The sequence below is a fragment of the Rahnella sp. Larv3_ips genome, from assembly GCF_003697865.1.
GTDB lineage: Bacteria > Pseudomonadota > Gammaproteobacteria > Enterobacterales > Enterobacteriaceae > Rahnella > Rahnella rivi.
The window spans coordinates 17243-44208 of the sequence record NZ_MJIB01000011.1 but is presented as its reverse complement, the minus strand read 5'-3'; the positions used below and the strand labels follow the sequence as shown (position 1 = coordinate 44208).

Genomic DNA, 26966 nt, shown 5'->3' with positions numbered 1-26966 from the left:
CTCGCACCAACCTGATTATTCTTAACAGGTAATTCATTGAGTCATAGTGACTTGTTAATAATAATTAATCGTTAATTGATTTTTTATCACATTCAGGGCTGGCGCGAGCTGGCCCCGACGTTCAACGGAATAAACAAAATAAAAAGGCCCGCTGGCGGTCAGTGAGGTGGTGACTTGCTTATTCCCCGACAGGGAATCGAGTAACACGCACCGGTTCTGACTGCACAGTTTTATCTGCAAACCCGGTGGCGGAGGCGAAAGTAACGAGATGCGCCATGAAATACGGCTCAGCCGCGCCCCGGCCGGTAGTGTTGGGTTGAGCGGACGGCTCGATAATATTTGTCCGCCAACGCTGACGCTGCCGCCGGCCGACGTACCGCTCCACGAACCGCTGGCGGCTGGCGCCGCCAGCGGGAAAAGAAACAGAGAAGCCAGCATCAGCACCCTGAATGTCATTCTTTGCCTCCGATGATGTAAGACATCCGGACAGTGCGGTTGTTGCTAATTTCCTGATTGGATAGCACCGCCAGTTGCGGGAAAACACGCCGCAGGAATCTCGACAACATAAAGCGAAGTGGCTGATTCACCAGCAGAACCAGGGGCGCGCCAATGGCTTCCTGTTGCGAAATCGCTTTCTCTGTCTGCAAGATGATATTTTCCGCAATGCCCGGCTCAATCGCGCTGCCACTTTGCGTTGCCTGGGTCAGCAACCTTTCAAGATTGAGATCCAGCCCGATCACCTGCATTTCTGCGTTACCGGGGAACCATTTTTGCGTGATAGCGCGCCCCAGACGGACGCGCACATGTGCGGTCAGATCGTCGGGATCGGTAATGGTGCCTGCAAATTCCGCCAGAGTATCAATGATGGTTCTGACGTCGCGAATAGAAATGTGTTCCGCCAGCAGATTCTGCAGAACCTTATGGAAAGCGGTCAGCGAAATCACACCGGGGATCAAATCCTCTACCAGTTTCGGCATATCTTTGGTCAGCCTGTCCAGCAGTTGCTGGGTTTCCTGACGGCCAAACAACTCTTCTGTATGCAGGGAAATCAGGTGATTCAGATGCGTGGCAATCACCGAACTCGGATCCACGACCGTATAGCCGAGCGTTTGCGCGCGTTCACGCATCACCTCGTCAATCCAGACGGCTGGTAAGCCAAAAGCAGGATCCTGACAAGGCACGCCCGGCAGTTCACCTTCAGCACAACCGGGATCTATCGCCATCCAGCGTTCCGGCTGAGTCTCGCCGCGACCAATTTCTACGCCTTTCAGCAGAATACGATAGTGAGTTGGCGCGAGATCCAGATTATCGCGGATATGTACGGCGGGCGGCAGGAAGCCCATATCCTGCGCGAATTTTTTACGGATCCCGCGAATACGTGTCAGCAGTTGCCCCTTCTGATCACTGTCTACCATGGGGATCAAACGGTAGCCCACTTCCAGCCCCAGCACGTCTTCATGCTGAACGTCTGACCATGAGGCTTCTGTTGTTTGCGATGCTTCAGCTTCTTCACCGTCAGAGGCTTTTCCTTCTTTATGGATTGCACGCCGCTGACCATCCGTACCGGCCATCTGACGTCCGCGCATCCACCAGGCCAGCGCCAGCAGGGCGACGGTGAACAGCAGGAATACAAAATTCGGCATGCCGGGAACCAGGCCCAGTAAACCGATCACACCCGCGGCAAGTACCATCACGCGCGGATTATTAAACAGCTGGCTGACCATCTGTTCGCCAACATCTTCATTGGTTGCCACGCGGGTCACGATAACACCGGCAGCGGTGGAGATGATAAGCCCCGGGATCTGCGCGACCAGACCATCGCCTATCGTCAGCAGCGTATAAGTGGATCCCGCCTCGCCAAATGACATGCCGTGTTGCAGCGTTCCGATCATCAGCCCGCCGATCACGTTAATCCCCATGATCAGTAAACCTGCGATAGCATCGCCGCGGACGAATTTACTGGCCCCGTCCATCGAACCGTAGAAATCGGCTTCCTGAGTGACTTCGTTACGGCGCTTTTTCGCTTCCTGCTCACCGATGATCCCTGCGTTGAGATCCGCATCAATCGCCATCTGTTTACCCGGCATCCCGTCAAGGACAAAGCGCGCGCCCACTTCTGCAATACGCCCGGCACCTTTGGTGATGACCATAAAGTTGATGATAACCAGAATGACGAAAACAACGATCCCAATGGCAAAGCTACCGCCGACCAGAAAATGTCCGAAAGCGTCGACGACCTGACCCGCAGCGCCATCGCCAGTGTGCCCGTACATCAGGATCACACGGGTAGATGCGATGTTTAGCGCCAGACGAAGCAAAGTAGAAAACAGCAACACCGTCGGGAATGCTGAGAATTCCAGCGTATTTTGCGTAAACATCGCCACCATTAATATCATCAGCGACAGCACAATATTAAAGGTAAACAGCAAGTCCAGAACGAACGTCGGCAAGGGTAAAATCATCATCGACAATATGGTCAGGATCAGAATCGGTCCCGCCAGGATCTGCCATTGCGTCTGTTTAAAATCCGGTAAACGTAATTTGGTGGCTAAATTGGCCATCACTCTTGACTCTCTTGTGCAAAGTCCAGTGCAGCAGGCACCGGAAGGTTCTCAGGTTTTTGGGGAAGCGCGCCGTTGCCTTTTTTCCAGCGTTTCAGGCCGTAAACCCAGGCCAGAACTTCTGCAACAGCGCCATATAATTCTGTCGGAATTTGCTCTCCGATTTCACAATGCCGGTATAACGCACGGGCCAGCGGAGGCGCTTCCAGCATCGGAATTCCGTGTTTTGTGCCTTCTTCCCGGATACGTAATGCAATTTCCCCCGCACCTTTGGCGAGCAGGGTAGGGGCGCCCGTTCCTCCTTCCTTGTAACGAAGAGCGATGGAATAGTGGGTCGGGTTGTTGACGATGACGTCGGCCTGCGGAATATCGGCCATCATTCGCTGGCGGGCGGCGTTGCGCTGAAGTTGTTTGATCCGTCCCTTGATGTGCGGATCCCCTTCATGCTGTTTGAATTCGTCACGGATTTCCTGACGGCTCATGCGTAATTTTTTCAGATTGCTCATGATCTGATAGAAAACGTCGTAACCCACCAGAGGGATCAGCGCCAGGATCACCACCAGCAGCGCATTGGATATCAGGGATCGCGTATCTCCCAGGGCGATCGCGAGCGGCTCAGAGATAAGCTGGATCAGGTGCGTCTTAGTGCTCATGAGGTAGATGGCGCAGGCCGATCCCACCAGCGTGACCTTCAGCACACTTTTTAACAGTTCCGACAGGACCTGCATGGAAAACATGCGTTTGAATCCTGAGAGAGGATTCAAACGCTTGAGATCCACTTTCAGCGATTTACCGCTGAAGTTCAGCCCACCTAACAGCAACGGCGAAGCCAGTCCGGTAATGAACAGGCCGAGCAGGATCGGCAAAACGGAAAGAACGCCCATCCTTAATAAGTCCCCCACGCGCAACAACATCATTTTGGTATCGAGAACCAGCATCCGGTCGAACGTCAGCCCGTTATGCAGCAACAGATTGAGTTTTCCGGCGAGATGCGTTCCTCCTAACAGAATTAACATCCAGCCGATCAGTAACATCAGCAGTGAGGTCAGTTCTTTGGAGCGAGGAATTTGCCCGTCTTCACGGGCTTTGGACAGCCTGTGGGGCGTGGGTTCCTCGGTTTTTTCTACATCACTTTCCTGAGACATGGGTTTTGCTGGATCTTAGGCCGTAAGTTTTGGCTGGTATGAATAAAAGGAAGAAAGTCATTGCGCAGTTGCCTCAGAAACCCAACGTTTCCAGCAGGTCATCGACCTGATCTTGTGAAGCGACGACACCTGCGACGGACTGATTGATTTGCGGTCCATTTTTCAGGCTTTCAGAAGGTGCAGCGACCAGTGATTGCGCCCCCGGCATGTTTTCCACCAGTACCTGAATCAGCTCGTGCTCGACGTTTTCAATCAGCTTCATCATGTTCTGAATCACCTGACCGGTCAGATCCTGAAAATCCTGCGCCATCATGATTTCCATCAGTTGCTGATTGGTCTGGCTGGCAATTTTGGGCGCGATATCCAGAAACTCACGGGTATCAGCAACCAGGTCGCGAGCCTGGGATAATTCGACGGGCTCTGCAAACCAGGCATCCCAGCGCGTTTTCAGTTCGGTGGATTGCTCACTCAAACCATCCTGTAACGGGCGCGCAATTTCGACACACGTCAGGGCGCGATCTGCGGCCTGAGAGGTTTTCCCCACCACGTAATTAAGGCGATCGCGGGTGTCCGGAATCGCCTCAGCAACATCCATGATGGCGCGATCCAGACCCAGATTTGCCACGCTGTCACGTAAGAGACGGGTGAGCTGACCAATCCGGGAGAAAATTTCTCTGAAGTTATCTGCTGACTGCTGGTTCTGTGTTGTATTCATCCATTACCACCCGAGTTTTTCGAAGATTTTATTGAGTTTTTCTTCCAGAATGGCAGCCGTGAAAGGCTTCACCACATAGCCGTTTGCACCCGCCTGAGCGGCAGCAATGATGTTTTCTTTTTTCGCTTCAGCCGTCACCATCAGCACCGGAATGGTTTTCAGGTTGTCGTCTTTACGCATTTCAGACAGCATCTGAAGCCCGTCGATATTGGGCATATTCCAGTCACTGATGACGAAATCGAATTTTGAGGCACGCAGTTTGGTTAATGCATCGTGACCGTCTTCAGCCTCTTCAACATTTTTAAAGCCCAGATCCTGCAACAGGTTTCGCACAATGCGGCGCATGGTGGCGAAATCATCGATAACTAAAAAACGCAAATTATTGTCTGCCATACATCGAACGTCCTTTTTTCTAAAAAATGCTTTAAATACAAATTATTAAATGAAATCCGCAGCGGGAAGTCAGCGTGACGGGAGATAAGATTAAATTCTGCGTGCCTGACCCACGACGCCGTTGAGAATGCGCTGGGTTATGTCATCCAGATCGACAATTTCACAGACCGCTTCAAGACCTATGGCTTCGCGGGGCATGCCGAAAACCACGCAGGTTTTTTCACTCTGTGCCAGCGTATGTGCCCCCGCTGAACGCATGGCCAGCAGTCCCTGAGCCCCGTCGCTGCCCATGCCGGTTAAAATGGCACCGACTGCGTTTCTGCCAGCGGATTTTGCCACTGAGTTAAACAGGACATCGACCGAGGGACGATGACGATTCACGGCAGGCAGCTGATTGATTTTTATATGGTAATTAGCACCGCTGCGTATCAGTTCCATATGCATATCGCCGGGGGCAATATAAGCATGACCGGGCAGAACCCGATCACCCTCCTCGCCTTCTTTCACTTTGATTTGGCAAAGCGTATCCAGCCGTTCTGCGAAGGAGCGGGTGAATCCCGGCGGCATATGTTGCGCTATCACAATCCCCGGACAATTGAGAGGCATGGGCACCAGTACGCGGCGCAGGGCTTCAGTCCCCCCCGTTGACGAGCCGATGGCGATAATCTTTTCACTTCCGACCAGAGGGCCGGAGATGATTTTAGGGACCTGACCAGGATGTTCGCGTCGGTGAACCTGCGCTTTTGATGCCATGCGGATTTTGTCAGCGATAATTTCCGCGTATTGCATCATGCCGTCTTTCAGGCCCACCTCGGGTTTGGTGACAAAATCCACCGCACCCAGTTCAAGTGCACTCAGTGTGATTTCCGATCCCCGGCGGGTCAGCGAAGACACCATGATGACGGGCATCGGGCGCAGCCGCATCAGGCGCTCCAGGAAGTCCAGACCGTCCATCCGTGGCATTTCCACATCCAGCGTCAGAACATCGGGGTTAAATTGTTTAATCAAATCCCGGGCAATGATCGGATCCGGTGCTGTTGCAACCATCTCCATATCCGGCTGGTGATTCACAATTTCACTTATAATGCTGCGAATGAGCGCGGAGTCATCGACACAAAGTACTCTTATCTTTTTCATCATTTCTCCTGGGCGAGGTAATACACTGACTGACCGCGCAGACGGAAAGGACTGTTCATTTTGCTGAAATGTTCAGAGTGACCGGCGAATAAAATGCCGCCGGGCTTGAGCATGGTTGCAAAGCGTTGCATCAAATGTTCCTGGGTCTTTTGATCGAAGTAAATCATTACATTTCGACAAAAAATCGCGTCAAAGGGAGCCGGGACATCCCATTTTGAATCCAGCAAATTGAGGTGCTGGTAGCGGATTTCAGCCAGTAACTCTTTTCTTACTTTCACCAGATTTTCCTGAGCACCTGTTCCGCGCAGGAAATACTGGCGTTTCTGTTCGTCGGTTAAGCTGTCGATATCGGGGAGCCTGTACACGCCAGTATTGGCTTTGTGTAAAACCTCCGTATCAATATCCGTCGCCCAGATGCGGGGACCGGTGATACTGCGCCCCAACGTTTGTTCCAGGGTCATGGCTATTGAGCAGGGTTCCTCACCGGTTGAGGCCGCTGTACACCACACGGTGTAATTTGGCCGGCCCCTGGCATGTTCTGCCAGAATAGGAAAGTGGTAAGATTCCCGGAAAAACGAGGTCAGGTTGGTGGTCAGGGCATTGATAAAAGCCTGCCATTCCTGACTTTGCTGGTTGGCCTCCAGCCGTTTTACATATTCTGTAAAACTGGTTAATTTCAATTCCCTTAACCTGCGCGACAACCGGTTATAGACCATGTCGCGTTTCTGACTATTTAATACAATTCCTGCACGCTGATAAATCAACTCACTGATTTTTTGTAAGTCTTTATCAGAAAGATCTTCCTGAATGCGCATATGTTTAGTATTCAACTGTTACTGATAAAAACATCATTCCCAAAGAGATAATACCGGTCATTTCTGTCCGCATTTTCACTGATTGACAAAACCATTGATAGAAATTGGTTTGATAATTTGCGGCAGCCGTAAGAATGACGGATATTGTCAGTGAAAGGCGAAAAATGACAAGCTGGCCATATTATTACGTAATGTCTTAACTTCTTTTAATTGCAGGCGATGCGGGAAGTAGTCGAATTAAATAACGAAAAATCAGACCGCCATACTCATGATTTCCTGGTAGGCACTGACCATTTTGTTACGTACCTGAATCCCCAGATTCAATGCGACGGAGGATTTCTGCATAGAAACCATGACATCGTTAAGCCCGATGTCTGTCGCTCCGGTCATGTAGTCCTGAGCCTGGGTTTTTGCCGTATTTTGGGCGCTGCTGATACTGTTAATGCTGTCGAACAAGACATCCGAGAACTGTAGTTTCTTGTCCGCACCCTGGCTTTCAGAAACAAATGGCGAAGTTTTTGTTGCTGAAACCTGCTGTGCCTGGAAATTCATTTGTTCCAGAACGCCGCTGATTGATGGAATAGACATCAGTATTTCCTTTATATCGGCGTAATGACTTCTTCGCCGTTCCTTCTATTAGTATTTAATAACTGCAGCGTAACATAAGGTCAGCAAAATAAAATAATGCGAATAGCTGACAGAAACTTCAGCTTATTGATGCTTAAAAAAAACGCAATTAGAAGATAATACACAGCTGGAAATAAGTCTGTGTATTTACTGCTTCGCTTTCTCTAATCCGTAACCAGAGTGCTGATTCGCAATAATACGCCGCATTGCGTCATTTATTTTTTACAGGATTACGGCATGAATGCCACAACAAACGGTATCAAAAACAAAAATACGGCTAATTTAATGGCAGTATTAGAACGTCTCCGCTCTAGTCCTAAAATTATTTTGCTTATCAGTGCTTCAGCGGCCATTTCAGTGATTATCGCTCTGATTTTTTGGGCAAAATCCCCGGATTATCGGGTTTTATACAGCAATATCAGTGAGCAGGATGGTGGCGCGATTGTGGCGCAATTAGCGCAGCTGAATGTGCCATACCGTTTTGAGGAACACGGTGGCGCCATCATGGTCCCGGAAGACAAGGTCTATGAAGCACGACTAACGCTTGCACAAATGGGATTGCCTAAAGGCGGTGCCGTGGGTTTTGAATTGCTCGATCAGGAAAAATTTGGCATCAGCCAGTTCAGCGAGCAGGTCAATTTCCAGCGGGCGCTTGAAGGTGAGCTTTCACGCACCATTGAAACCCTGGGGTCGGTTCAGGGAGCGCGAGTCCATCTTGCTATTCCTAAGCCTTCGATGTTTGTTCGCGAGCAAAAACAACCTTCTGCTGCTGTCACCGTGACACTCAGTCAGGGACGCTCCCTGGATTCGGGGCAGGTCAGTGCGATCACTTATCTGGTGTCGAGCGCCGTTCCCGGCCTGAATGCGGATAACGTCACTATTGTCGATCAGAGCGGGCATCTGCTGACCCAAAGCGGCGGTCAGGCGATGCAAACCACGCAGCTTAAATATACCAGTGAAGTTGAAGCAGATTTCCAGCAACGGATACAGACAATTGTGGCGACCATTGTCGGGCGCAACAACGTCAAGGCGCAGGTCACAGCACAGCTTGATTTTACCCAGCATGAGCAAACCGCCGAGCAATATCAGCCTAATACTTCACCGGATAAAATGGCCATTCGCAGTCGTCAGACCAGTGATGCAGAACAGGGCAGCAAAAACGCCACCGGCGGCGTACCGGGGGCACTGAGCAATCAGCCACCGGCACCGGCTACCACGCCGATCACCCAGCCTGCAGCTGCTAATAACCCGGCAGCAAATGGCAATACTGCGAATAACCCTGCGGCGAACCCGGCGACAAACAATGCCGCAAACAGCGGTGCATCGACAACAGTGCTGACGCCGATGCCTTTTAACAACCGCAAAGACAACACTACAAACTATGAGCTGGACCGTACGCTGACGCATATCAAGCGCAGTACGGGTCGTATTGAACGACTTTCGGTCGCGGTAGTGGTGAATTATCTGCCGGGTAAAGAGGGCGAACCGGTCGCATTAACCCCTGAGCAACTGGAGCAAATCAATGCTCTGGTGAAAGAAACAATGGGTTATTCCTCCGCGCGGGGTGACACCCTGAACATCGTCAATTCGCCTTTCAATACTGTAGAAGAAGACGTTGCTCCGCCATTCTGGAAGCAGGACGGGTTCCTCAATCTCCTGATGGCTGCCGCACGTTATCTGCTGATCGCACTTGTCGCGTGGTTCTTGTGGCGTAAAGCCGTACAACCGGCCTGGCTGAGAAATCAGGAACTGATTTTACAGCGTCTTGAGCTGGAGAAGCAGGCGCGTCAGGCTGAAATTGATGCCAATACCCGCCGTGCCGAAAGTGGTGCCAGAGCTAAGGCAGAACAGCGCGTTGAAACGGAAATTAATACCCAGAGTCTGCGGGATCTGGCCGAGCAGGAACCCCGAGTTATTGCTCTGGTGCTCCGTCAGTGGATGAACAAGGAGCTGAAGTCATAATGAATGCCCACGAGAAAAGTGCGATTGTCATGCTGACACTCGGTGACGGACTGGCGGCTGAAGTGTTCAAACACCTCAATACTCATGAAGTCAAAATGATCAGTAGTGCGATGGTCAATATGGGGGGATTTACCCATGAACAGCTGGCAGCCGTGCTGAAAGAATTCCAGACGGATTCCAGTGAGTACGCCACGCTGAGTCTTAATACCAATGATTATCTGCGCAGTGTACTGGTGAAAGCGCTTGGTGAAGAGCGGGCATCCAGTCTGCTTGAAGATCTTCTGGATTCGCAGCAAGGATCCAATGGTATTGAGACGCTCAACTTTATGGAGCCGCAGACGGTCTTTGATCTGATCCGCGATGAGCATCCGCAAATCATTGCCACCATTCTGGTTCACCTGAAACGAGGCCAGGCGGCGGACGTGCTGAGTAAATTCGACGACCGCGAGCGCAACGACATTATGCTGCGTATTGCGACGTTCGGCGGCGTTCAGCCTGCCGCATTGCAGGAACTGACCGAAGTCCTCAATAACCTTCTGCATGGTCAAAACCTCAAACGCAGCAAAATGGGCGGTGTTCGTCCTGCGGCTGAAATTCTTAACCTGATGAAAACGCAGCAGGAAGAAGCAGCGATTGAAGCGGTCCGGGAGTTCGACCAGGAGCTGGCGCAGAAAATCATCGACGAAATGTTCCTGTTCGAGAATCTGGTGGAAATCGAAGATCGCAGCATTCAGCGCATTCTTCAGGAAATCGAAAACGAATCGCTCATTGTGGCACTCAAGGGCGCCGACGGGGCGCTGCGCGACAAGTTCTTCCGCAATATGTCGCGTCGTCAGGCCGATATCATGATGGAAGATCTCGGTTCCCGCGGACCGATCCGTATGTCGCAGGTGGAAGCGGAGCAGAAAAATATTCTGTTGATCGTCCGTCGACTGGCGGAAACCGGTGAAGTAGTGATTGGAGGGACTGACGATGCCTACGTCTGATCGCGATCAACCGCTTAACTGGCAGGCGTGGCAGCCGCAGAACTTGCTGGATGATTTCAGCCAGCCTGAACAGGACATTATTGAGACACCCGGCGCTTACCAGTCCGACGAATTGCTACAGGCAGAGCTTTCGCGTATCCGTCAGCAGGCAGAGCAAAAAGGGTTTGCTCAGGGCCAGACCCGTGGTGTCGAGGAAGGCAAAAAACAGGGCTTTGAGGCCGGATTTACGCAAGGTAAACAGGAAGGATTTACGCAGGGCCTGGCAGAGGCCGGGGCTGAACAGCGCGAAACCGGCGAGCGTTTTGCGCGCCTGCTGGGCGAATTCAAAATTGCCCTCGATAATCTCGACAGTGTGATCCCCTCCCGTTTGGTTCAGCTTTCCCTGACGGCTGCTCGTTCAATTCTGGGCAAAAATATTGTGTGCGATAACGAAGTGTTGCTGGAGAAAATCCAGCAACTATTGCAGCAGGAAACGCTGTTTAAGGGTAAAGCTCAGCTGTGGGTCAATCCTGACGACATGACGCTGGTGCAGGAGAATGTGGGCAAATCGCTGGAAGCCATGGGCTGGGAGCTGCGTGCGGATGTTCAAATCCTGCCCGGAGGTTGTCGCATCACGTCGGAAGAGGGCGAATTCGATGCCACGATGAGCACCCGCTGGCAGGAATTGTGCGAGCTGAGTCGGGAGGATTACCCGGCATGACCCTGCGTCTTAAAAACTGGCTGGAAGCTATCGAGCGGAAAGAGAAGCTGATCACTTCACTGCCTCCTTTCCGGCAGTACGGTAAGTTAACCCGCGCGACCGGACTGGTGATGGAAGCGGTGGGGCTTAAGTTACCCATTGGCACACTGTGTATCGTTGAGCGTCATTCCCGCGACGGGATCGATAAAGTAGAAAGTGAAGTTGTCGGCTTTAACGGTCAGATCCTGTATCTGATGCCGCTGGAAAATGTTGACGGGATCCTGCCCGGCGCCCGTGTCTATTCACTGGAAACCGGTGCCAGTAAAGGCAAGCAATTGCCATTAGGCCCTGAACTGCTGGGGCGCGTTCTGGATGCCAGTGCCCGGCCGCTCGACGGATTGCCAGCGCCTGTGACCTTACAGCATGGCTCTTTGTTTACCCAACCGGTTAATCCGTTGCAGCGTGATCCTATCAAACATGTTCTCGATGTGGGCGTAAGAGCGATCAACGGCTTACTGACAGTGGGACGAGGCCAGCGTATGGGGCTGTTTGCCGGTTCCGGCGTGGGGAAAAGTGTGCTGCTTGGCATGATGGCCCGCTACACCAAAGCGGATGTCATTGTGGTCGGGTTGATTGGCGAGCGTGGCCGCGAAGTTAAAGACTTTATCGAGAACATTCTTGGTGAAGACGGACGTAAACGTTCGGTTGTCATCGCGGCACCGGCAGATGTTTCACCGATCCTGCGTATGCAGGGGGCGGTTTATGCCACCCGCATCGCTGAGGATTTCCGTGATCGCGGACTGGATGTTTTGCTGATCATGGATTCCCTCACCCGTTATGCGATGGCGCAGCGTGAAATTGCTCTGGCCATCGGAGAACCTCCGGCAACCAAGGGTTATCCGCCTTCCGTATTTGCCAAACTGCCTGCGCTGGTTGAGCGTGCCGGTAACGGTGTGAAAGAGGGAGGGTCGATCACCGCGTTTTATACCGTGCTGACGGAAGGTGACGATCAGCAAGATCCGATCGCGGACTCAGCCCGCGCGATCCTCGACGGTCATATTGTTCTCTCACGCCGCCTGGCGGAGTCCGGACACTATCCGGCAATTGATATTGAAGCCTCCATCAGCCGCGCAATGACCGAACTCATTGAGCCGGTTCACTATAAAAAAGTACAAAACTTCAAGCAGTTACTTTCTTCTTATCAGCGTAATCGTGATCTTGTCAGCGTGGGGGCTTATGCCGCGGGTACAGATCCGTTGCTGGACAAAGCGATCCGTCTGTATCCGCAAATGGAAGCCTACTTACAGCAGGCCATCCATGAAAGCAGCAGTTACGAAGAAGCCGGTAACAAGCTGGATGTGATTTTTTCTGACTAATCTAAAAACTGAGATGAGTAATTAATCATGGCGATCACCAGCCCGATGGATGTTCTGCGCGATCTTGCTGAGCAAACGCTGACAGATACCACCGCTGAATTAGGGAAAGTTCAGCAGGCGTATACGCAAGCGACCACTCAGCTTGATCAGCTTGAAAGTTTTGAACTGGAATACCAGCAACAACTCCGCGCCACGGTATCGGGGAAAGGGATCCCGGTTGCCGATTTGCTTAACCGCCAGTCATTTATTGACTCACTGGGCAATGTGGTCAAACAACACGCAGGTCATGTGGCGAAATGTCAGAACATCGTCGAACAAACCCTGCAGGCATGGCGTCGCGATAAACAGCGGCTGAATGCCTTTGAAACGTTAAAAACCCGCGCCGACGATGTCAGAACGCTGAAAGAGAATCGTCTGGAACAAAAATTAATGGACGAATTTGCGCAGCGCGCGTGTATGGGAAAACAAATCTTATGATCGCCAAAATAAACCCGGTTGTCAGTGGTGTGACGGCAAATAAAGCCCCTGAGCTGGTTCAGGGCAATGCAGATTTCTCAACATCGCTTGAAAATGCCTTCCCCTCCGTGCCGAAAGCCCCCCTACCTGGGCCCGCTAAACCGGGGGAAGAAACAGCAGAAAGAGATCCGCAGGAAGGGGGGATTGAGGCTCCCATTGTGGAGAGCTTTGTGGAAATGCCTGATGTGCAGATATCTGCAGGGGAGACCCCATTTGTCGATCCTAAGTTGCAGACCTTGCAGCAACTGGTCACGCAAAATGCGCAGACCCCGCCAGCTTCCGGGCTAACTGCCACAGCCCAAACTGTGGAAGCTGCCGCCGGAAAGGGGGCTGAACTGAGCGCTAAACCGCTGGCAGAAGCTATCGTGCCACAGGGTGCTGAAGGTCAGCGCAGCAGTTTCATGTTGCCGGAATCGATGAAACCGAAAGCCGCGGCCCAGGTTTCACTCGTGACTCCCGAGGGCAAACCCGGGACTGATAAAGTGGCAACGCAACAGCATACGGCCTTTTTATCTCAGGTGAAGTCGGGTGAAGGAACGGCTAAAGAGGGAGGAGCGGTGCAACCGGATGGCTTAACGTCTCAGCCGCTCATCGTTGATCATCGAACCACACCGGTACCAGACGTGGGAATACGTCCGCACGTTGCTGCGGCTGTCGAACAGGGGGGTTCTCAGGTGCCCGTGAACGCTACCTCACAACCGGTACTCAGTCAGGCACTGGGAACACCGGCCTGGCAGCAGGCACTGAGTCAGCAGCTTTCTTATTTCTCCCGCAACGGTATCCACAATGCCGAACTGCGTTTACACCCTGAAGAATTGGGCTCGCTGCAAATTAATTTACGGCTGAACAACAATCAGGCTCAGCTGCACTTTGTGACGGAAAACCACCAGGTACGTGCAGCGCTGGAGGCCGCTATGCCTCAGTTACGCACCTCGCTGGCTGAATCAGGCGTTAATCTCGGTGAAAGCAGTGTGGGAGCTGACACGTCGTCATCCTGGAAGGGTTCTTCTCAATCGGACAGATCCTCCGGACATCCTTCGGGAGGAGAAGAACCGGGGGAGAATAGCTCATCTTCTGAAGAACAGGCACCTGTCAGAACTAAAACGCTTCATTATTCTAACGGTATCAACACATTTGCCTGACAATATTTATCATCGGATGAATTACCATCAGTAATTTCATTTCTTTCATGAATTGTGATGGCGTCCGACTGTAATAGAATGCTCCGCTAATTGGAGCGTCATTAACTGTCCGGTCAGCGGATGGTTTTATAACAGGGTTTAGCAGGTAATGACCAAGAAAAATCAGAAAAACAGCGGGGGCGGGAAAAAAATCTCACTGGCTATTTTATTTATGATGTTAATTGCCGCCGGAGCCTGTGCTATAGCGGGTTATACTTTTTATGAAATGAAGAACCTTAAGGCGGGCGTAGCGGCTGAAAATACTTCTCCGTTAGTAAAATCAGAACCCGTGCTCCCCGTCTATGTTCCGATGGACACTTTTACCGTCAGTATGCAACCGACACAATCGAGCGCAGACCGTGTGTTATATGTTGGATTAACATTACGCGTCCGGGATGATAATTCTAAGAAAATCGTTGAGCAGTTTTTACCTGAAGTCAGAAGTCGTTTATTTATTTTATTAGCACATCAGACGGCTGAAAACTTATCGACCGATGAAGGTAAGCATCAGTTAATTGAAAAAATTAAAAGTACTGTCAGCAAACCACTCGCGCCTGATCACAGTGCGGTAGTGACTGATGTATTATTCAACGCATTTATCATACGGTAATTTCTATGTCTGACAGTATATTATCGCAGGCTGAAATTGACCGCCTGTTAAACGGCGGCAGCAACACGGAAAATGAAAGTGTTGCCAGCAATACGGTACCAGATGGGGGCGTGAAACCTTACGATCCTAATACTCAGCGTCGTGTGGTTCGTGAGCGCTTACATTCGTTGGAAATTATCAATGAACGTTTTGCGCGCCAATTCCGCATGGGGATGTTTAATCTTCTGCGCCGCAGCCCGGATATTACTGCCGGAAATATTAAAATACAGCCTTATCATGAATTTGCCAGAAATCTCCCGGTGCCGACTAACCTGAATCTGGTTCACATGAATCCGCTTCGCGGCACGGCGTTGTTTGTTTTCTCGCCTAACCTGGTCTTCATGGCCGTGGATAATTTGTTTGGCGGTGACGGGCGTTTTCCGACCAAAGCCGACGGGCGCGAATTCACACCAACAGAACAACGGGTCATTAACCGCATGCTAACGATGGCGCTTGAGGCTTATGATTTTGCCTGGAGTTCTATTTTCAAACTGCATACGGAATATGTTCGTGCTGAAATACAGGTTAAGTTCACTAATATTACTTCTTCACCTAATGATATCGTAGTGACCACGCCTTTTTATGTCGAAATTGGCCCGCACCGCGGTGAATTCGATATTTGCATTCCGTTTAGCATTATCGAGCCTTTGCGCGAATTACTGACGAACCCGCCGATGGAGAACTCCAAGCAGGAAGATCAGCAATGGCGTAATACGCTGGCTTCTCAGGTGAGGGATACTGAACTTGAGCTGGTGGCAAATTTCTCTGATATCTCAACCCGCCTTTCTCAGGTTATGAAAATGCAGAAAGGGGATATTATTCCCATTGATAAGAAAGAGAGTATTGAAGCTCGTGTCGATGGTGTTCCGGTATTTTCGGGTAAATATGGTTGTGTCAATAACCAGTATGCTTTGAAAGTCGAGCAGATGATGAATCCTGCTCTCTTATCTTTAAAAAAGGAGTAATTCCCCAATGAGTGACACCACACCTTCGTCTGGTGCTGATAAGCAATCCATCGATACTCTTTGGGGTGAAGCGATGAGTGAACAACAAGCCGCGGATAATACCTCCGGTAAAGAAAATCAGGTGACGAATTTTTCCGAGGATTTGAATCTAATCCTCGATATTCCGGTCAAGATGACGGTGGAATTAGGTCGCACCAAAATGACGATTAAAGAATTATTGCGTCTGAGTCAGGGATCCGTAGTTTCACTGGAAGGCCTGGCAGGCGAACCGCTGGATATTTTGATTAATGGCTACCTGATTGCCCAGGGAGAAGTGGTGGTGGTATCCGATAAATTTGGCGTGCGTATCACCGATATTATTACACCTTCCGAGCGGATGTATCGCCTGAGTCGATGATGAATAACCAGACCCAGACTCACATCCCGGTTAACGCACAACCTGCAATGCCGGGCTCAGTGTTGATGAATGTCGGCGGCGCGTTGGCGCTGATTTTACTGATTATCGCGGCCTGTGCCTGGGTTGCTCGCCGTGCCGGTTTCGCCCGGCGTTTACCCGCAGGTAATCAGCTGATGTCTGTCGTGGCGAGCCATTCACTCGGCCAGCGTGAGAGAGTGATCGTGGTTGATATGAACGGCAAAAGATTACTGCTCGGGGTAACGGCCACCCAGATCAACTGTCTGGCGACGTTTGATGCACCTGAGGTTAACGGGAATACTCCCACTGCAGGTACGCCGCCCACTTTCCAATCTACCCTGATTAATTTGTTGAAAAAACGCACTGTGGAGTCCCCAAAATGAATCCCTGTCCACGACAACGCGCTTCTGTCTGGATGTACTCAGGTGGTTTGATTTTGTTGTTTATCGGCCTGATGCTGCCAGCGCAGCTCGCCTTTGCGGCGAACAGCGACATGATGATCACCCGTTCCACGGATGGCGAGAACTGGTCATTGCCGGTACAAACGCTGGTGCTGTTGACGTCACTGACGTTTTTGCCTGCCGTGCTTCTGATGATGACCGGTTTTACGCGGATTATCATCGTATTGGGGCTGTTGCGAAATGCCCTGGGTACACCTTCCACACCCCCGAATCAGGTTTTACTGGGTCTGGCGTTATTTCTGACGTTCTACGTAATGTCTCCGGTTTTTAATCAGATCTATCAGGACGCATGGCAACCTTTGTCAGAAGACAAAATCAGCATGGAAACAGCGCTGGAAAGGGGAGTGCAACCGCTGCGCACATTTATGCTGGAACAGACACGCGAAAGTGATCTTGCTTTGTATACGCGAATGGCGAAGGAAGATAATTTTCAAACGCCGGCAGATGTCCCGATGCGTATCCTGTTGCCCGCCTTCGTGACCAGCGAGTTGAAAACCGGCTTCCAGATAGGCTTTACGGTCTTTATCCCATTTTTGATTATTGACCTGGTTGTGGCGAGCGTTTTGATGGCGCTCGGTATGATGATGGTACCACCCGCCACGATTTCGCTGCCTTTCAAGCTCATGTTATTTGTTCTGGTTGATGGCTGGCAGCTGCTGATGGGTTCACTGGCACAGAGTTTCTTTAGTTAAAGGACTGAATATGACACCGGAAAGTGTAATGGCCTTGGGATTTCAGGCGATTAAAGTCGGATTGATGATAGCTGCACCTTTGTTGTTTGCTGCCCTGTTTACCGGTCTGATCGTCAGTATTTTGCAGGCATCCACTCAAATAAATGAAATGACGTTATCGTTCATTCCAAAAATCCTGACTATTGTTGGCGTGGGTATTCTTCTCGGTCCCTGGATGATGAATCTCTTTCTGGATTATACACGGACACTCTTTACCAATATTCCCTACGTCATTGGATAGACATGCTGAATCTGTCAATTTCCAGTCTCTATGAAATAATTAATCAGTTCTTCTGGCCTGCTTTGCGGGTACTGGCTTTATTCACCACCGCACCAATTTTCAATGAAAAAAGCATTGGTAAAAAAGCGAAAATCGGAATGGCGGTGATTATTGCCATGCTGATCGGTCAAAATCTTCCTGAAAGCAATGTTAAAATATTCTCCATACCGGCTCTTTGGGTGGGCGCTCAGCAATTTATTATTGGGGCGGCGATGGGGCTCACGGTACAACTGATATTTGTTGCTGTACGTACTGCGGGAGAGATTATTGGTCTGCAAATGGGACTGTCATTTGCGACATTCTTTGATCCCGCGGCTGGCGGGAATATGCCGGTGATCGCCAGGATATTAAACTTATTGGTCACTCTATTATTTCTGACCTTCAACGGTCACTTATGGATGCTGCATATACTGGCCGACAGTTTTATATTATTGCCTGTAAGTGCTAACCCGCTGAATAGTGACGGTTTTTGGGCTATTACGCATGCTGCCGGGCTAATTTTTAAATGTGGGCTTATGCTGGGTTTACCCATTATTACCCTGTTACTGATATTGAATCTGACACTTGGATTATTGAACCGCCTGACACCACAGCTCTCCATTTTTGTCGTGGGTTTCCCGTTAACGCTGAGTATTGGCATGGTCGCAATGTCATTAATAATGTACACGCTTGCACCTTTCTTTGAGAACATGATGGCTGATATTTTCGATCAGCTGGAAAATATTATTATTATGTTTTCCTGATTTACTTGCCTTCATAAATCAATTTGATTTCGTTCTTGTCATCTTTTCACGCAATAGATGACGGCGGATAGATGTTAAAATATCTTCGTATCATTATTACCTGTCAACAAGGCATGCCCGCGCGGAGCGTGCGCTAGCTATTTTTATAGATAACAAGGGCTATATTGTGAAATCCTTTTATTCATCTTATCAAACTTCTCCGGCAGGTATTAATACCACTGCCGCACTTTACGGTATTGATTGCGCTCACCCGGAACGAGCGCAGGTGCTGGAGTTAGGATGTGGAAAAGGATTTCACCTTATCCGCCAGGCTTCCATGTACCCACAGAGTACTTTTGTGGGTATCGATCTTGATCCTGATAAAATTGCTCAGGGGCAACAGCGAATTTCCGAATGCGGAGTTGATAATGTTTTCCTTTATTCACTGGGATTAGCGGATTTGCTTTCGATTGATCCGGGGAAGTTTGACTACATCATTATCCATGAAATATACAGCTTACTCGACGAAGGCACCCGCGAGTCGCTGCTGAGCTATTGTGAGCAGCATTTAACGCCTTGTGGGATCATAGCGGTAAAGTGGAATACCTTACCCGGCGCACAGGTGGCAGATACATTGCGTGAAGCGATTGCGCTGCACGGAAACACGGCACGCAGTGAAGAAGAGAAAATTTCTGCTGCTAAAGCGATGCTGGCTTACATGGATATGGCGCACACCGACGGTGATCTCAAAAGACTTATTACAGAGGCGCTGACTCTGTCGGATGCTGAACTGGCAGTACGTTATGTTTATAACAAAAATGATGCCTGCTATTTTTCTGAGTTCAACCAGCACGTTGAAAAATCGCGGTTATGCTATGCGGGGGATATTTCTGCGCAATTCGAAATGGCTGCACACTACGGCGAAGATATTGAGTTGGTACATAAAACCGCCGCCGGTGCTTTCAATAAAATAGCTTCCCAGCAATATCTTGATTTTGCCGTCAACCGGCAGATTCGTTTTAGTTTGCTGACTTCAAATAATCATCGGGATGAGATCCGCCAGGATCCGGTGTTCGATAATATCGATAGGCTTCACTGGGCTGGAAATTATCAGCGTCGTATTGAAGCGAATACTTTCTATAATCGTCAGGGTGAGTCTTTGTCTTCAGATAACGATTTATTATGCCGCATTCTGGATATCATCGGGGACTGCTGGCCACTGAGCGTCAGTACGGCGCAGATTATACAAAATACGTTCCAGCCTGAAGAAATTGAAGGACAAGAAGTACATACTCAGCAGGTCGTTGCAACACTGAAAGCTTTGTTTTTGAAAAACGTATCGGGGATTTATGTCAGTCTTAACCCATCACCTTATAATCAGGCGACGTCCGGAAACTTGCGGTTGATCGAAAAAGTAACCGAATCGCGCTGGGCGGGTAATAATCATATCGAGTTACTTAACGGGTGGGGGGAATCTGCATTACTGACGTATGATGAATTCAGATATATTTTATCCGGATTAAGTATCAGTACGCAATATGAATATAATCTGGCGCACGAGTTGGTCAGTAAGGGGCTACTCACTGGTTCTGATATCGCCTGGCTGAGATTATATCAGCAGTCAATGTCATTAAAGGATATTGATATTGCCAGACGTCGGGTCTCAAGTCTGATGTTGTTTTCAAACAGTATCCGCAACGGAGGATTCAAAAAAGATCACGTCAGCGATAAAAAGCATCTTCAGAAAAAATCCGATGATGTTGATCTGAGAGCCCTGGGGAAAATGAAATCTCTCTATGTGTGCGGAAATGTGAAAGAGGCGCACGCCCTGTTAGAGCAGTTGATTGAGAAATATCCTGACAGCATCACTCTGCTTAGCGACGCCGCATCAATATATCAGCAGATGAGTCATTTTGATGATGCATTGAAATGCCACACTCTCGGGCTTTCACGCAACTCAACTGATTTTGATTTTTACAGTGGTCTGGCACAGTGTCTTTCAAAGAAAAGTGATCTGTTTTATCCCAAAAAAGTGGCGCAGAATCTTGTGCGAAAGTACCCGGAAAAAGCTGAAGCATGGGATGTATTAGGCGTTATTTATAATGACGTTCGTAATAGCCTTAAATACGAAATCTGCGCGCGAAAAGCTGTAGAATTTAATGCAAATAATGCTACTTTTCTGATAAAACTTGGTAATGTACTGAGTGAAAGAAATAAAATGCGCGAAGCTCGTGAGCATCTAAAAAAAGGTGTGCAACTCTCGGAATCAACGAACAGTTATTTTCCTGGGTACAGCAATATGCTGTTTGTTCTCCTGCATGATCATCTTTGCGCTCAGGATGAAATGTTTTATGAACATCAAATGTATGGTCAGAAACTGACACAATGGGCTAAAAATATTAAATTAAAGAAATCTCCTCATGTTGCAGTGAAAGAAAGATCACGGCTGCGTGTTGGTTTTGTTTCGGGTGATTTCAGAAATCACCCGGTCAGCAACTTTATTTATCCAGTTCTGGGGTCTATTGATAAATCCAGGTTTGATATTATTGGTTATAACGCTTCACCCAATAACGATAATCACACGCTGATGTATGAAGCACTGGCAACCCGCTGGCATGAAATCCAGTCTCTTAGCCATACTGAACTGGCAAAACTTATCATTGAAGATGAGATTGATATTCTTATCGATTTGTCTGGTCACACGGCATATAACCGGTTGCCGGTCTTCGGACTCAAACCCGCACCTGTTCAGATGTCATGGGTTGGCTATCCCGGTACCACCGGGATAAAAGAAATGGATTATTATATTATCGATGCCAATTTTGCTTCACCGGGTGTTCTGGATGGACAGTTTACTGAAAAATTAGCATATTTACCTGTGGCTAAAAAATTCGAGCCTTCTCAATTTAGTGGGGCAATAAATCCACTTCCTGCCCTGACCAATGGATATATCACTTTCGGAAGTTTTAACCGGCCGCAGAAACTCACGGGGGCGGTATTAGATTGCTGGGGGAAAATTTTAGTTAATCTGCCTAAGGCAAAACTGTTACTTGCTTCAATGAGTGATCAGGAAATGATGTGTCATTTTACTGAGGAATTAGAGAAGCGGGGCGTGCAGAAAGACCAGATCATTACACGTTTGAAAACTGGTTTTGTTGACTATTTAACTATGCACAATGAAGTGGATGTTCTTCTGGATACATTCCCGTATTCAGGCGGAACAACGGTTTGTCATGCTTATGGTATGGGCGTGCCAACACTCGCCTGTGCCGGTAATAACATTGTAGCCCGCCAGTCCGCCGCATTAATGGTGCATCTTGGTTTACATGATTTCATTGCTAACAGCGAAGACGAATATATTGAAAAAGCCATCACTTTCGACAAGCAATACGAATATCTCAATACAGTACGGTTAACAATGCCTGACCGCCTGAGAGAAATAGAGCAGCGTGTCGAAAGACCTTCCTGGTATTTCGAACAACTGCTCGAAAAAGCGTGGCAACAGCATGAGCAGGGATTGCCGCCAGAATCTATCGTTTTGCCGGAATTATAATTTTATATGTCGTGTGCTTTGCGGCAGAAATTTAATTTTTACCAAATCCTCAGGGAGCTGTTGTCATGGAAAAAAACATATTTGTCACTCGTCCTTTATTACCTCCGCTTAAGGAATTTATTCCTTATCTGGAAAATATCTGGGAAAGTCAGCATCTGACTAACGGTGGTCCTTATCATCAGCAGCTTGAAAAAGATCTGGCGGACTATCTGGGTGTTGAACATCTGTGTTTGTTTTCAAATGGCACGCTTGCCTTGCTGACTGCTTTTCAGGTGCTGGGTATTACCGGTGAAGTGATTACTACGCCCTATTCTTTCGTTGCGACGGCACATTCATTACTGTGGAATGGCCTTACGCCCGTGTTTGTCGATACGGATCCCGATACGTTCAATCTTGATGCGGATAAGCTTGAGCAGGCGATCACACCGGCAACAACGGCCATTTTGCCGGTCCATTGTTATGGCATACCCTGTAACACCCGCAAAATCGAAGAGCTGGCGGATGCGTACGGCCTGAAGGTCATTTACGACGCCGCCCACGCTTTTGGTGTTAAGCAAGACGGGGTCAGCGTCCTGCGTCAGGGTGACCTTTCTATTTTGAGTTTTCATGCCACCAAAGTGTTCAATACGATTGAAGGCGGCGCCATTATTTGTCACGACGCCAAAATGAAGCAGCGCATCGACTATCTGAAAAATTTTGGTTTCGTTAATGAGACCACCGTTGTCGCGGCGGGTATTAATGGCAAGATGAACGAATTACAAGCCGCCTACGGATTGCTTCAGTTGCAACACATTGATAAAGCGCTGGACGATCGTGGCAGGCTCTGTCGCCACTACAACCGTTTGCTTGCAGATATTCCCGGAATTTCACCGATATCGGTTCCGGATGGTGTGACCTGGAATTATGCGTATTACCCGATCATCGTCAGTGAGGATTTTGCTCTCACCCGTGATGAGCTTTATGAATTACTTAAAGGAAATCGCATTATGGCGCGGCGCTATTTTTATCCATTAATCAGCAGCTTCTTCATGTATAAATTCGCTGACAGCGCGAAGAAAGAAAATTTGCCCGTTGCGCACCAATTGGCCGACAAGGTGATTTGCCTGCCTTTATATCCCGGACTTGAAGAAGAAGTGCAGCATAAAATAGCCGGGCTGATTCAACTTGCCAGCGTTTCCCCGCCTTTTCCTGCCGCGTCGTCGCTGTAACCCGTGTCACAACCTTGTAAAGACGACGATTTTCAGTTTTTTCGGCTCTGATAATGCTCTAACATGTCGTCACCTCTTTTATTGCATGGTTACGGACATCCGATGCGCCTCCTGGCAGTCATTCTTCCCCTGGTTTTTACACTTTCTGCATGCAGCAGTCATAAGCCTTCGGCTCAGCCTGACGGCCCGCGCAACCCTTTCTCTGACGGAAGAAATGCGAGTGCCAACACGGCACCCAGCGGCGGTTTTCTGTTGCAGGCTGAACATACCGGTGCCGTTCAGAACGGTGACTTTGCTTACGATCCGGCCATGAATCAGTTTGTTGATAAAATGGTCCGTGAACACGGATTCGACCGTCAGCAGTTGCATGACGTGCTGGCGCAAACCAAACGTCTGGGTTTTGTGCTCAGACTGATGGATCAGCAGGCGCCTTCTGGCGGGCCATCGACCGTACCGAACGGAGCATGGAACCGTTATCGGAGTAAATTCATTACACCGGATAACGTCCAGAACGGTGTGGTTTTCTGGAACCAATATCAGGATGCGCTTCAACGCGCTGAGCAGATTTACGGCGTTCCACCGGAAATCATTGTCGGTATTATCGGCGTTGAAACCCGCTGGGGCCGCGTGATGGGTAAAACACGCATTATTGATGCGCTGGCGACACTTTCCTTTGCGTATCCGCGCCGGGCTGAATACTTCTCCGGTGAGCTGGAAACCTTCTTGCTGATGTCGCGTCGTGAAGGTGACGATCCGCTGAGTCTGCGGGGTTCCTTCGCTGGCGCGATGGGGTATGGGCAGTTTATGCCATCCTCCTACAGAGACTACGCCGTGGACTTTAACGGCGACGGACACGCGAATCTGTGGGATCCCGTCGACGCCATCGGCAGCGTGGCTAATTACTTTAAAGCACATGGCTGGACGAAAGGCGCACCGATTGCGGTTCCCGCAGCCGGTCAGGCCCCCCTGTTAGAGAATGGTTTCAAAACCAAATATCCGCTGTTTACATTGAAAGCGGCCGGACTCAGCCCGTTAGGCTCGCTCGGCAACTATCAGGAAGCGAGTCTGCTACGCCTTGATATGGGTACCAATTACCAGTACTGGTACGGGTTACCTAACTTCTACACCATCACCCGTTACAACCATAGCGTGCATTATGCGATGGCGGTGTGGCAGCTGGGTGTTGCGGTGAAAGCAGCGCGTTAATGCCCGTTTTTTATCATCTGAAGGCCGCCCGGTGCGGCCTTAGTTTTTGCGTTTAATTCTGATTCTGAATACATCGCGCAAAAAGCAGCGTCAGAACTCGCAGAGCAAAAGAGAAGTGCTAACATCAGGACAGATTCTGATGACCCGCCGGGAGAGGATATGAACGAAGATCGCTTGCATGAATTGAGTGCAGAAATAGGTGCCGAGCTGAAAGCACAAGGCCTGTGGATCACCTGTGCAGAATCGTGTACCGGGGGATGGATTGCTAAAGCCATTACCGACATTGCCGGCAGCTCTGCCTGGTTTGACCGCGGGTTTGTGACTTACAGCAACGCCGCCAAGCACGAACTGCTGGGGGTTTCCGAGAGTACGCTCGAACAGTATGGCGCCGTAAGTGAACAGGTCGTGCGCGAAATGGCGCAGGGTGTGTTGCATGCTGCAGGAGCGGATATCGCTCTGGCAGTCAGCGGTATTGCCGGGCCTGATGGTGGCTCACAGGAAAAACCGGTCGGCACAGTGTGGTTTGGTTTTGCCGGTAAAGATGGCCGGATCGTGGCGGCGAAACAGCAGTTTTCTGGCGATCGCGACGCTGTACGTTTGCAAGCTGCTGTTTTTTCGCTACAAACAGCATTGTTTGAGTTTCTGCAAAATTAGGCTTGATACTGTATGAGCATACAGTATAATTACTGCCAATTACCTGTTCATAAATTATATTCAGTGATGCGGGCGGGATGTTCCCCTGCATCAGACGAGGAGTAGAAATGGCTATTGATGAGAACAAGCAAAAAGCGTTAGCTGCAGCACTGGGCCAGATTGAAAAGCAATTCGGTAAAGGCTCCATCATGCGTCTGGGTGAAGATCGCTCCATGGACGTTGAAACGATCTCTACCGGCTCTTTGTCCCTGGATATTGCATTGGGCGCTGGCGGTTTGCCGATGGGCCGTATCGTTGAGATTTACGGACCGGAATCTTCCGGTAAAACAACGCTGACCCTTCAGGTTATTGCCGCTGCACAGCGCGAAGGCAAAACCTGTGCCTTCATCGATGCGGAGCATGCACTGGATCCGATCTACGCTAAAAAATTGGGCGTGGATATCGACAATCTGCTGTGTTCTCAGCCGGATACCGGCGAACAGGCTCTTGAGATTTGTGACGCGCTGACCCGTTCAGGCGCTGTTGACGTTATCATCGTTGACTCCGTTGCCGCACTGACACCTAAAGCAGAAATCGAAGGTGAAATCGGTGACTCTCACATGGGCCTCGCGGCACGTATGATGAGCCAGGCAATGCGTAAACTCGCAGGTAACCTGAAAAACGCCAACACTCTGCTGATCTTCATCAACCAGATCCGTATGAAAATCGGTGTGATGTTCGGTAACCCGGAAACCACCACCGGCGGTAACGCTCTGAAATTCTACGCTTCTGTCCGTCTTGATATCCGTCGTATCGGCGCTATCAAAGAAGGCGATGTGGTAGTAGGCAGTGAAACGCGCGTCAAAGTCGTGAAGAACAAAATTGCTGCGCCGTTCAAACAAGCTGAATTCCAGATTTTATACGGCGAAGGTATCAACATTAATGGCGAACTGATTGACCTGGGCGTTAAGCACAAACTGGTCGAGAAAGCGGGCGCATGGTACAGCTACAACGGTGAAAAGATTGGTCAGGGTAAATCTAACTCCTGTAACTATCTGAAAGAAAATCCGAAAATTGCCGCGGAACTGGATAAAAAACTGCGTGACATGCTGCTGAGCGGCACGGGTGAACTGACCGCTGCTACGACTGCAGAAGTCGCAGACGACGATATGGAAACCAGCGAAGAGTTTTAATTTCGTGGTTGTCTGACAAAGACATTTGAATGATTGGGTTTTGCCCGTCATCTTCAAAAGTCGCTAAAATGCCAGTCTGGTTTCCAGACTGGCATTTTGCATATCAGGGGAAACCTTATGCCTGGTGAAAAAACACCAAATGAAAAAACCATCGATCTGAAAAAGCTGCTCGAAGAAGTTGCGCAAAACAGTGACTCTGGCCTGTTTGAACCACAGAAAAAAGACGGCGATGCAGCCAAAATCAACACGCTGATTAGCCGTGCCATGCGTCTGCTTGCTCAGCGCGACCATGGTGAAACAGAATTGCGCCGCAAGTTGCTCATTCCCCCGATGCCTTTTGTTAAACCACAGAATAAGAAAAGCAGTTGGTCATCGCGTAAGAAGCAGGCGCAAAATGAGTTCGCCGAAGAAGACATCGTAAGAGCTAAACCAGAGCCACGTCCGGTACCTGAAGAGATCCCTGAAGAGCATGTTCAGGCCGTTATCGACTATTGCTATCAGCACCAGTGGCTGGATGATGCCAAATTTGCCGACCGGTACATTTCAGGGCGCAGTAACAAAGGTTATGGCGCTCAGCGTATCCGTTCAGAATTAATGCAAAAAGGTGTCGATAAAGAAATCATTACCACGGCTCTGGAGAATACTGAGATCGACTGGTGCATTCTGGCGCGTGAGATTGCGGTCAGAAAATTTGGTGAGAATTTACCTACAGACTGGAAAGAAAAATCAAAAGTTCTGCGTTATTTACTCTATCGCGGCTTCTTTCAGGAAGAAATACAGTCTATTTATCGCGATTTTGACGATTGACCGCATACGGGATTTTACTTCCCCGCGCAGAAATTTTATCTTATCCGCAC

The 26966-nt window shown here is 49.5% G+C and carries 27 protein-coding genes; 19 read left to right on the top strand and 8 right to left on the bottom strand.

The window, feature by feature from the left end; translation table 11 throughout:
* Positions 1-54: 54 nt before the first annotated feature.
* The 8 genes from ED901_RS15105 to fliE all read right to left on the bottom strand — a co-directional run bounded on the left by ED901_RS15105 (position 55) and on the right by fliE (position 7354).
* Positions 55-456 (bottom strand): flagellar protein FlhE, encoded by a 402-nt coding sequence (locus ED901_RS15105; RefSeq protein WP_240993941.1) that lies wholly within the window; start codon positions 454-456, stop codon positions 55-57.
* Positions 453-2561 carry a flagellar biosynthesis protein FlhA gene (flhA, locus tag ED901_RS15100; RefSeq protein ID WP_122096397.1) on the bottom strand — a complete coding sequence of 703 codons (2109 nt, stop codon included), beginning with the start codon at positions 2559-2561 and terminating at the stop codon, positions 453-455. The genes ED901_RS15105 and flhA overlap by 4 nt, the downstream gene beginning before the upstream one ends.
* Positions 2561-3706 carry a flagellar biosynthesis protein FlhB gene (flhB, locus tag ED901_RS15095; RefSeq protein ID WP_122096396.1) on the bottom strand — a complete coding sequence of 382 codons (1146 nt, stop codon included), beginning with the start codon at positions 3704-3706 and terminating at the stop codon, positions 2561-2563. The genes flhA and flhB overlap by 1 nt, the downstream gene beginning before the upstream one ends.
* 73 nt (positions 3707-3779) lie before the next feature.
* Positions 3780-4421 carry a protein phosphatase CheZ gene (gene cheZ / locus ED901_RS15090; RefSeq protein ID WP_122096395.1) on the bottom strand — a complete coding sequence of 214 codons (642 nt, stop codon included), beginning with the start codon at positions 4419-4421 and terminating at the stop codon, positions 3780-3782.
* Between the two features lie 3 nt (positions 4422-4424).
* Positions 4425-4814, bottom strand: coding sequence for a chemotaxis response regulator CheY (cheY, locus tag ED901_RS15085; RefSeq protein ID WP_122096394.1), 390 nt, complete (start codon positions 4812-4814; stop codon positions 4425-4427).
* Between the two features lie 90 nt (positions 4815-4904).
* Complete coding sequence (locus ED901_RS15080; RefSeq protein WP_122096393.1) at positions 4905-5951, bottom strand: chemotaxis response regulator protein-glutamate methylesterase; 1047 nt, start codon at positions 5949-5951, stop codon at positions 4905-4907.
* Positions 5951-6766, bottom strand: a complete 816-nt coding sequence (locus ED901_RS15075) for a CheR family methyltransferase (RefSeq protein WP_122096392.1) — start codon at positions 6764-6766, stop codon at positions 5951-5953. Before ED901_RS15075 ends, ED901_RS15080 begins: the two co-directional genes overlap by 1 nt.
* Before the next feature lie 252 nt (positions 6767-7018).
* On the bottom strand, positions 7019-7354 hold the full coding sequence (fliE, locus tag ED901_RS15070) for a flagellar hook-basal body complex protein FliE (protein ID WP_122096391.1): 336 nt from the start codon (positions 7352-7354) through the stop codon (positions 7019-7021).
* Between the two features lie 276 nt (positions 7355-7630).
* Between fliE and fliF the strand changes: the two genes are divergently transcribed.
* From fliF to recX, 19 genes are all read left to right on the top strand, one after another.
* Positions 7631-9355, top strand: a complete 1725-nt coding sequence (gene fliF, locus ED901_RS15065) for a flagellar basal-body MS-ring/collar protein FliF (RefSeq protein WP_122096390.1) — start codon at positions 7631-7633, stop codon at positions 9353-9355.
* Positions 9355-10341, top strand: a complete 987-nt coding sequence (fliG, locus tag ED901_RS15060; RefSeq protein ID WP_122096389.1) for a flagellar motor switch protein FliG — start codon at positions 9355-9357, stop codon at positions 10339-10341. Before fliF ends, fliG begins: the two co-directional genes overlap by 1 nt.
* Positions 10328-11041, top strand: a complete 714-nt coding sequence (locus ED901_RS15055) for a flagellar assembly protein FliH (protein WP_122096388.1) — start codon at positions 10328-10330, stop codon at positions 11039-11041. Before fliG ends, ED901_RS15055 begins: the two co-directional genes overlap by 14 nt.
* A complete protein-coding gene (gene fliI / locus ED901_RS15050; RefSeq protein ID WP_122096387.1) occupies positions 11038-12396 on the top strand; it encodes a flagellar protein export ATPase FliI in 1359 nt (452 codons plus the stop codon). Before ED901_RS15055 ends, fliI begins: the two co-directional genes overlap by 4 nt.
* Positions 12397-12423: 27 nt before the next feature.
* A complete protein-coding gene (gene fliJ / locus ED901_RS15045) occupies positions 12424-12873 on the top strand; it encodes a flagellar export protein FliJ (protein WP_122096386.1) in 450 nt (149 codons plus the stop codon).
* Positions 12870-14054, top strand: coding sequence for a flagellar hook-length control protein FliK (locus tag ED901_RS15040; RefSeq protein ID WP_122096385.1), 1185 nt, complete (start codon positions 12870-12872; stop codon positions 14052-14054). Before fliJ ends, ED901_RS15040 begins: the two co-directional genes overlap by 4 nt.
* A 148-nt stretch (positions 14055-14202) precedes the next feature.
* A complete protein-coding gene (fliL, locus tag ED901_RS15035; protein ID WP_122096384.1) occupies positions 14203-14703 on the top strand; it encodes a flagellar basal body-associated protein FliL in 501 nt (166 codons plus the stop codon).
* A gap of 5 nt (positions 14704-14708) precedes the next feature.
* The gene (gene fliM, locus ED901_RS15030; protein ID WP_122096383.1) at positions 14709-15707 is read left to right on the top strand and encodes a flagellar motor switch protein FliM; all 999 of its coding nucleotides are present in this window, start codon (positions 14709-14711) and stop codon (positions 15705-15707) included.
* A 7-nt stretch (positions 15708-15714) separates the two neighbouring features.
* Complete coding sequence (gene fliN / locus ED901_RS15025; protein WP_122096382.1) at positions 15715-16104, top strand: flagellar motor switch protein FliN; 390 nt, start codon at positions 15715-15717, stop codon at positions 16102-16104.
* Positions 16104-16505, top strand: coding sequence for a flagellar biosynthetic protein FliO (gene fliO, locus ED901_RS15020; RefSeq protein ID WP_240993940.1), 402 nt, complete (start codon positions 16104-16106; stop codon positions 16503-16505). Before fliN ends, fliO begins: the two co-directional genes overlap by 1 nt.
* A gap of 110 nt (positions 16506-16615) precedes the next feature.
* A complete protein-coding gene (gene fliP, locus ED901_RS15015) occupies positions 16616-17275 on the top strand; it encodes a flagellar type III secretion system pore protein FliP (RefSeq protein WP_371414313.1) in 660 nt (219 codons plus the stop codon).
* Between the two features lie 10 nt (positions 17276-17285).
* Positions 17286-17555, top strand: a complete 270-nt coding sequence (fliQ, locus tag ED901_RS15010; protein WP_120509030.1) for a flagellar biosynthesis protein FliQ — start codon at positions 17286-17288, stop codon at positions 17553-17555.
* Positions 17556-17557: 2 nt separating this feature from the next.
* Positions 17558-18337, top strand: a complete 780-nt coding sequence (fliR, locus tag ED901_RS15005; RefSeq protein WP_122096379.1) for a flagellar biosynthetic protein FliR — start codon at positions 17558-17560, stop codon at positions 18335-18337.
* Between the two features lie 166 nt (positions 18338-18503).
* Positions 18504-21869, top strand: coding sequence for a bifunctional class I SAM-dependent methyltransferase/glycosyltransferase (locus ED901_RS15000; protein WP_122096378.1), 3366 nt, complete (start codon positions 18504-18506; stop codon positions 21867-21869).
* 65 nt (positions 21870-21934) lie between these two features.
* Entirely contained in the window at positions 21935-23077 is a 1143-nt protein-coding gene (locus ED901_RS14995) for a DegT/DnrJ/EryC1/StrS aminotransferase family protein (protein WP_122096377.1), read from the top strand.
* A gap of 102 nt (positions 23078-23179) precedes the next feature.
* Positions 23180-24283 (top strand): lytic murein transglycosylase B, encoded by a 1104-nt coding sequence (gene mltB / locus ED901_RS14990; RefSeq protein WP_122096376.1) that lies wholly within the window; start codon positions 23180-23182, stop codon positions 24281-24283.
* 159 nt (positions 24284-24442) lie between these two features.
* A complete protein-coding gene (gene pncC / locus ED901_RS14985) occupies positions 24443-24937 on the top strand; it encodes a nicotinamide-nucleotide amidase (RefSeq protein WP_122096375.1) in 495 nt (164 codons plus the stop codon).
* Positions 24938-25044: 107 nt separating this feature from the next.
* Positions 25045-26109 carry a recombinase RecA gene (recA, locus tag ED901_RS14980; protein ID WP_056772804.1) on the top strand — a complete coding sequence of 355 codons (1065 nt, stop codon included), beginning with the start codon at positions 25045-25047 and terminating at the stop codon, positions 26107-26109.
* A 240-nt stretch (positions 26110-26349) separates the two neighbouring features.
* Entirely contained in the window at positions 26350-26916 is a 567-nt protein-coding gene (gene recX / locus ED901_RS14975; RefSeq protein WP_205965114.1) for a recombination regulator RecX, read from the top strand.
* Positions 26917-26966 lie beyond the last annotated feature (50 nt).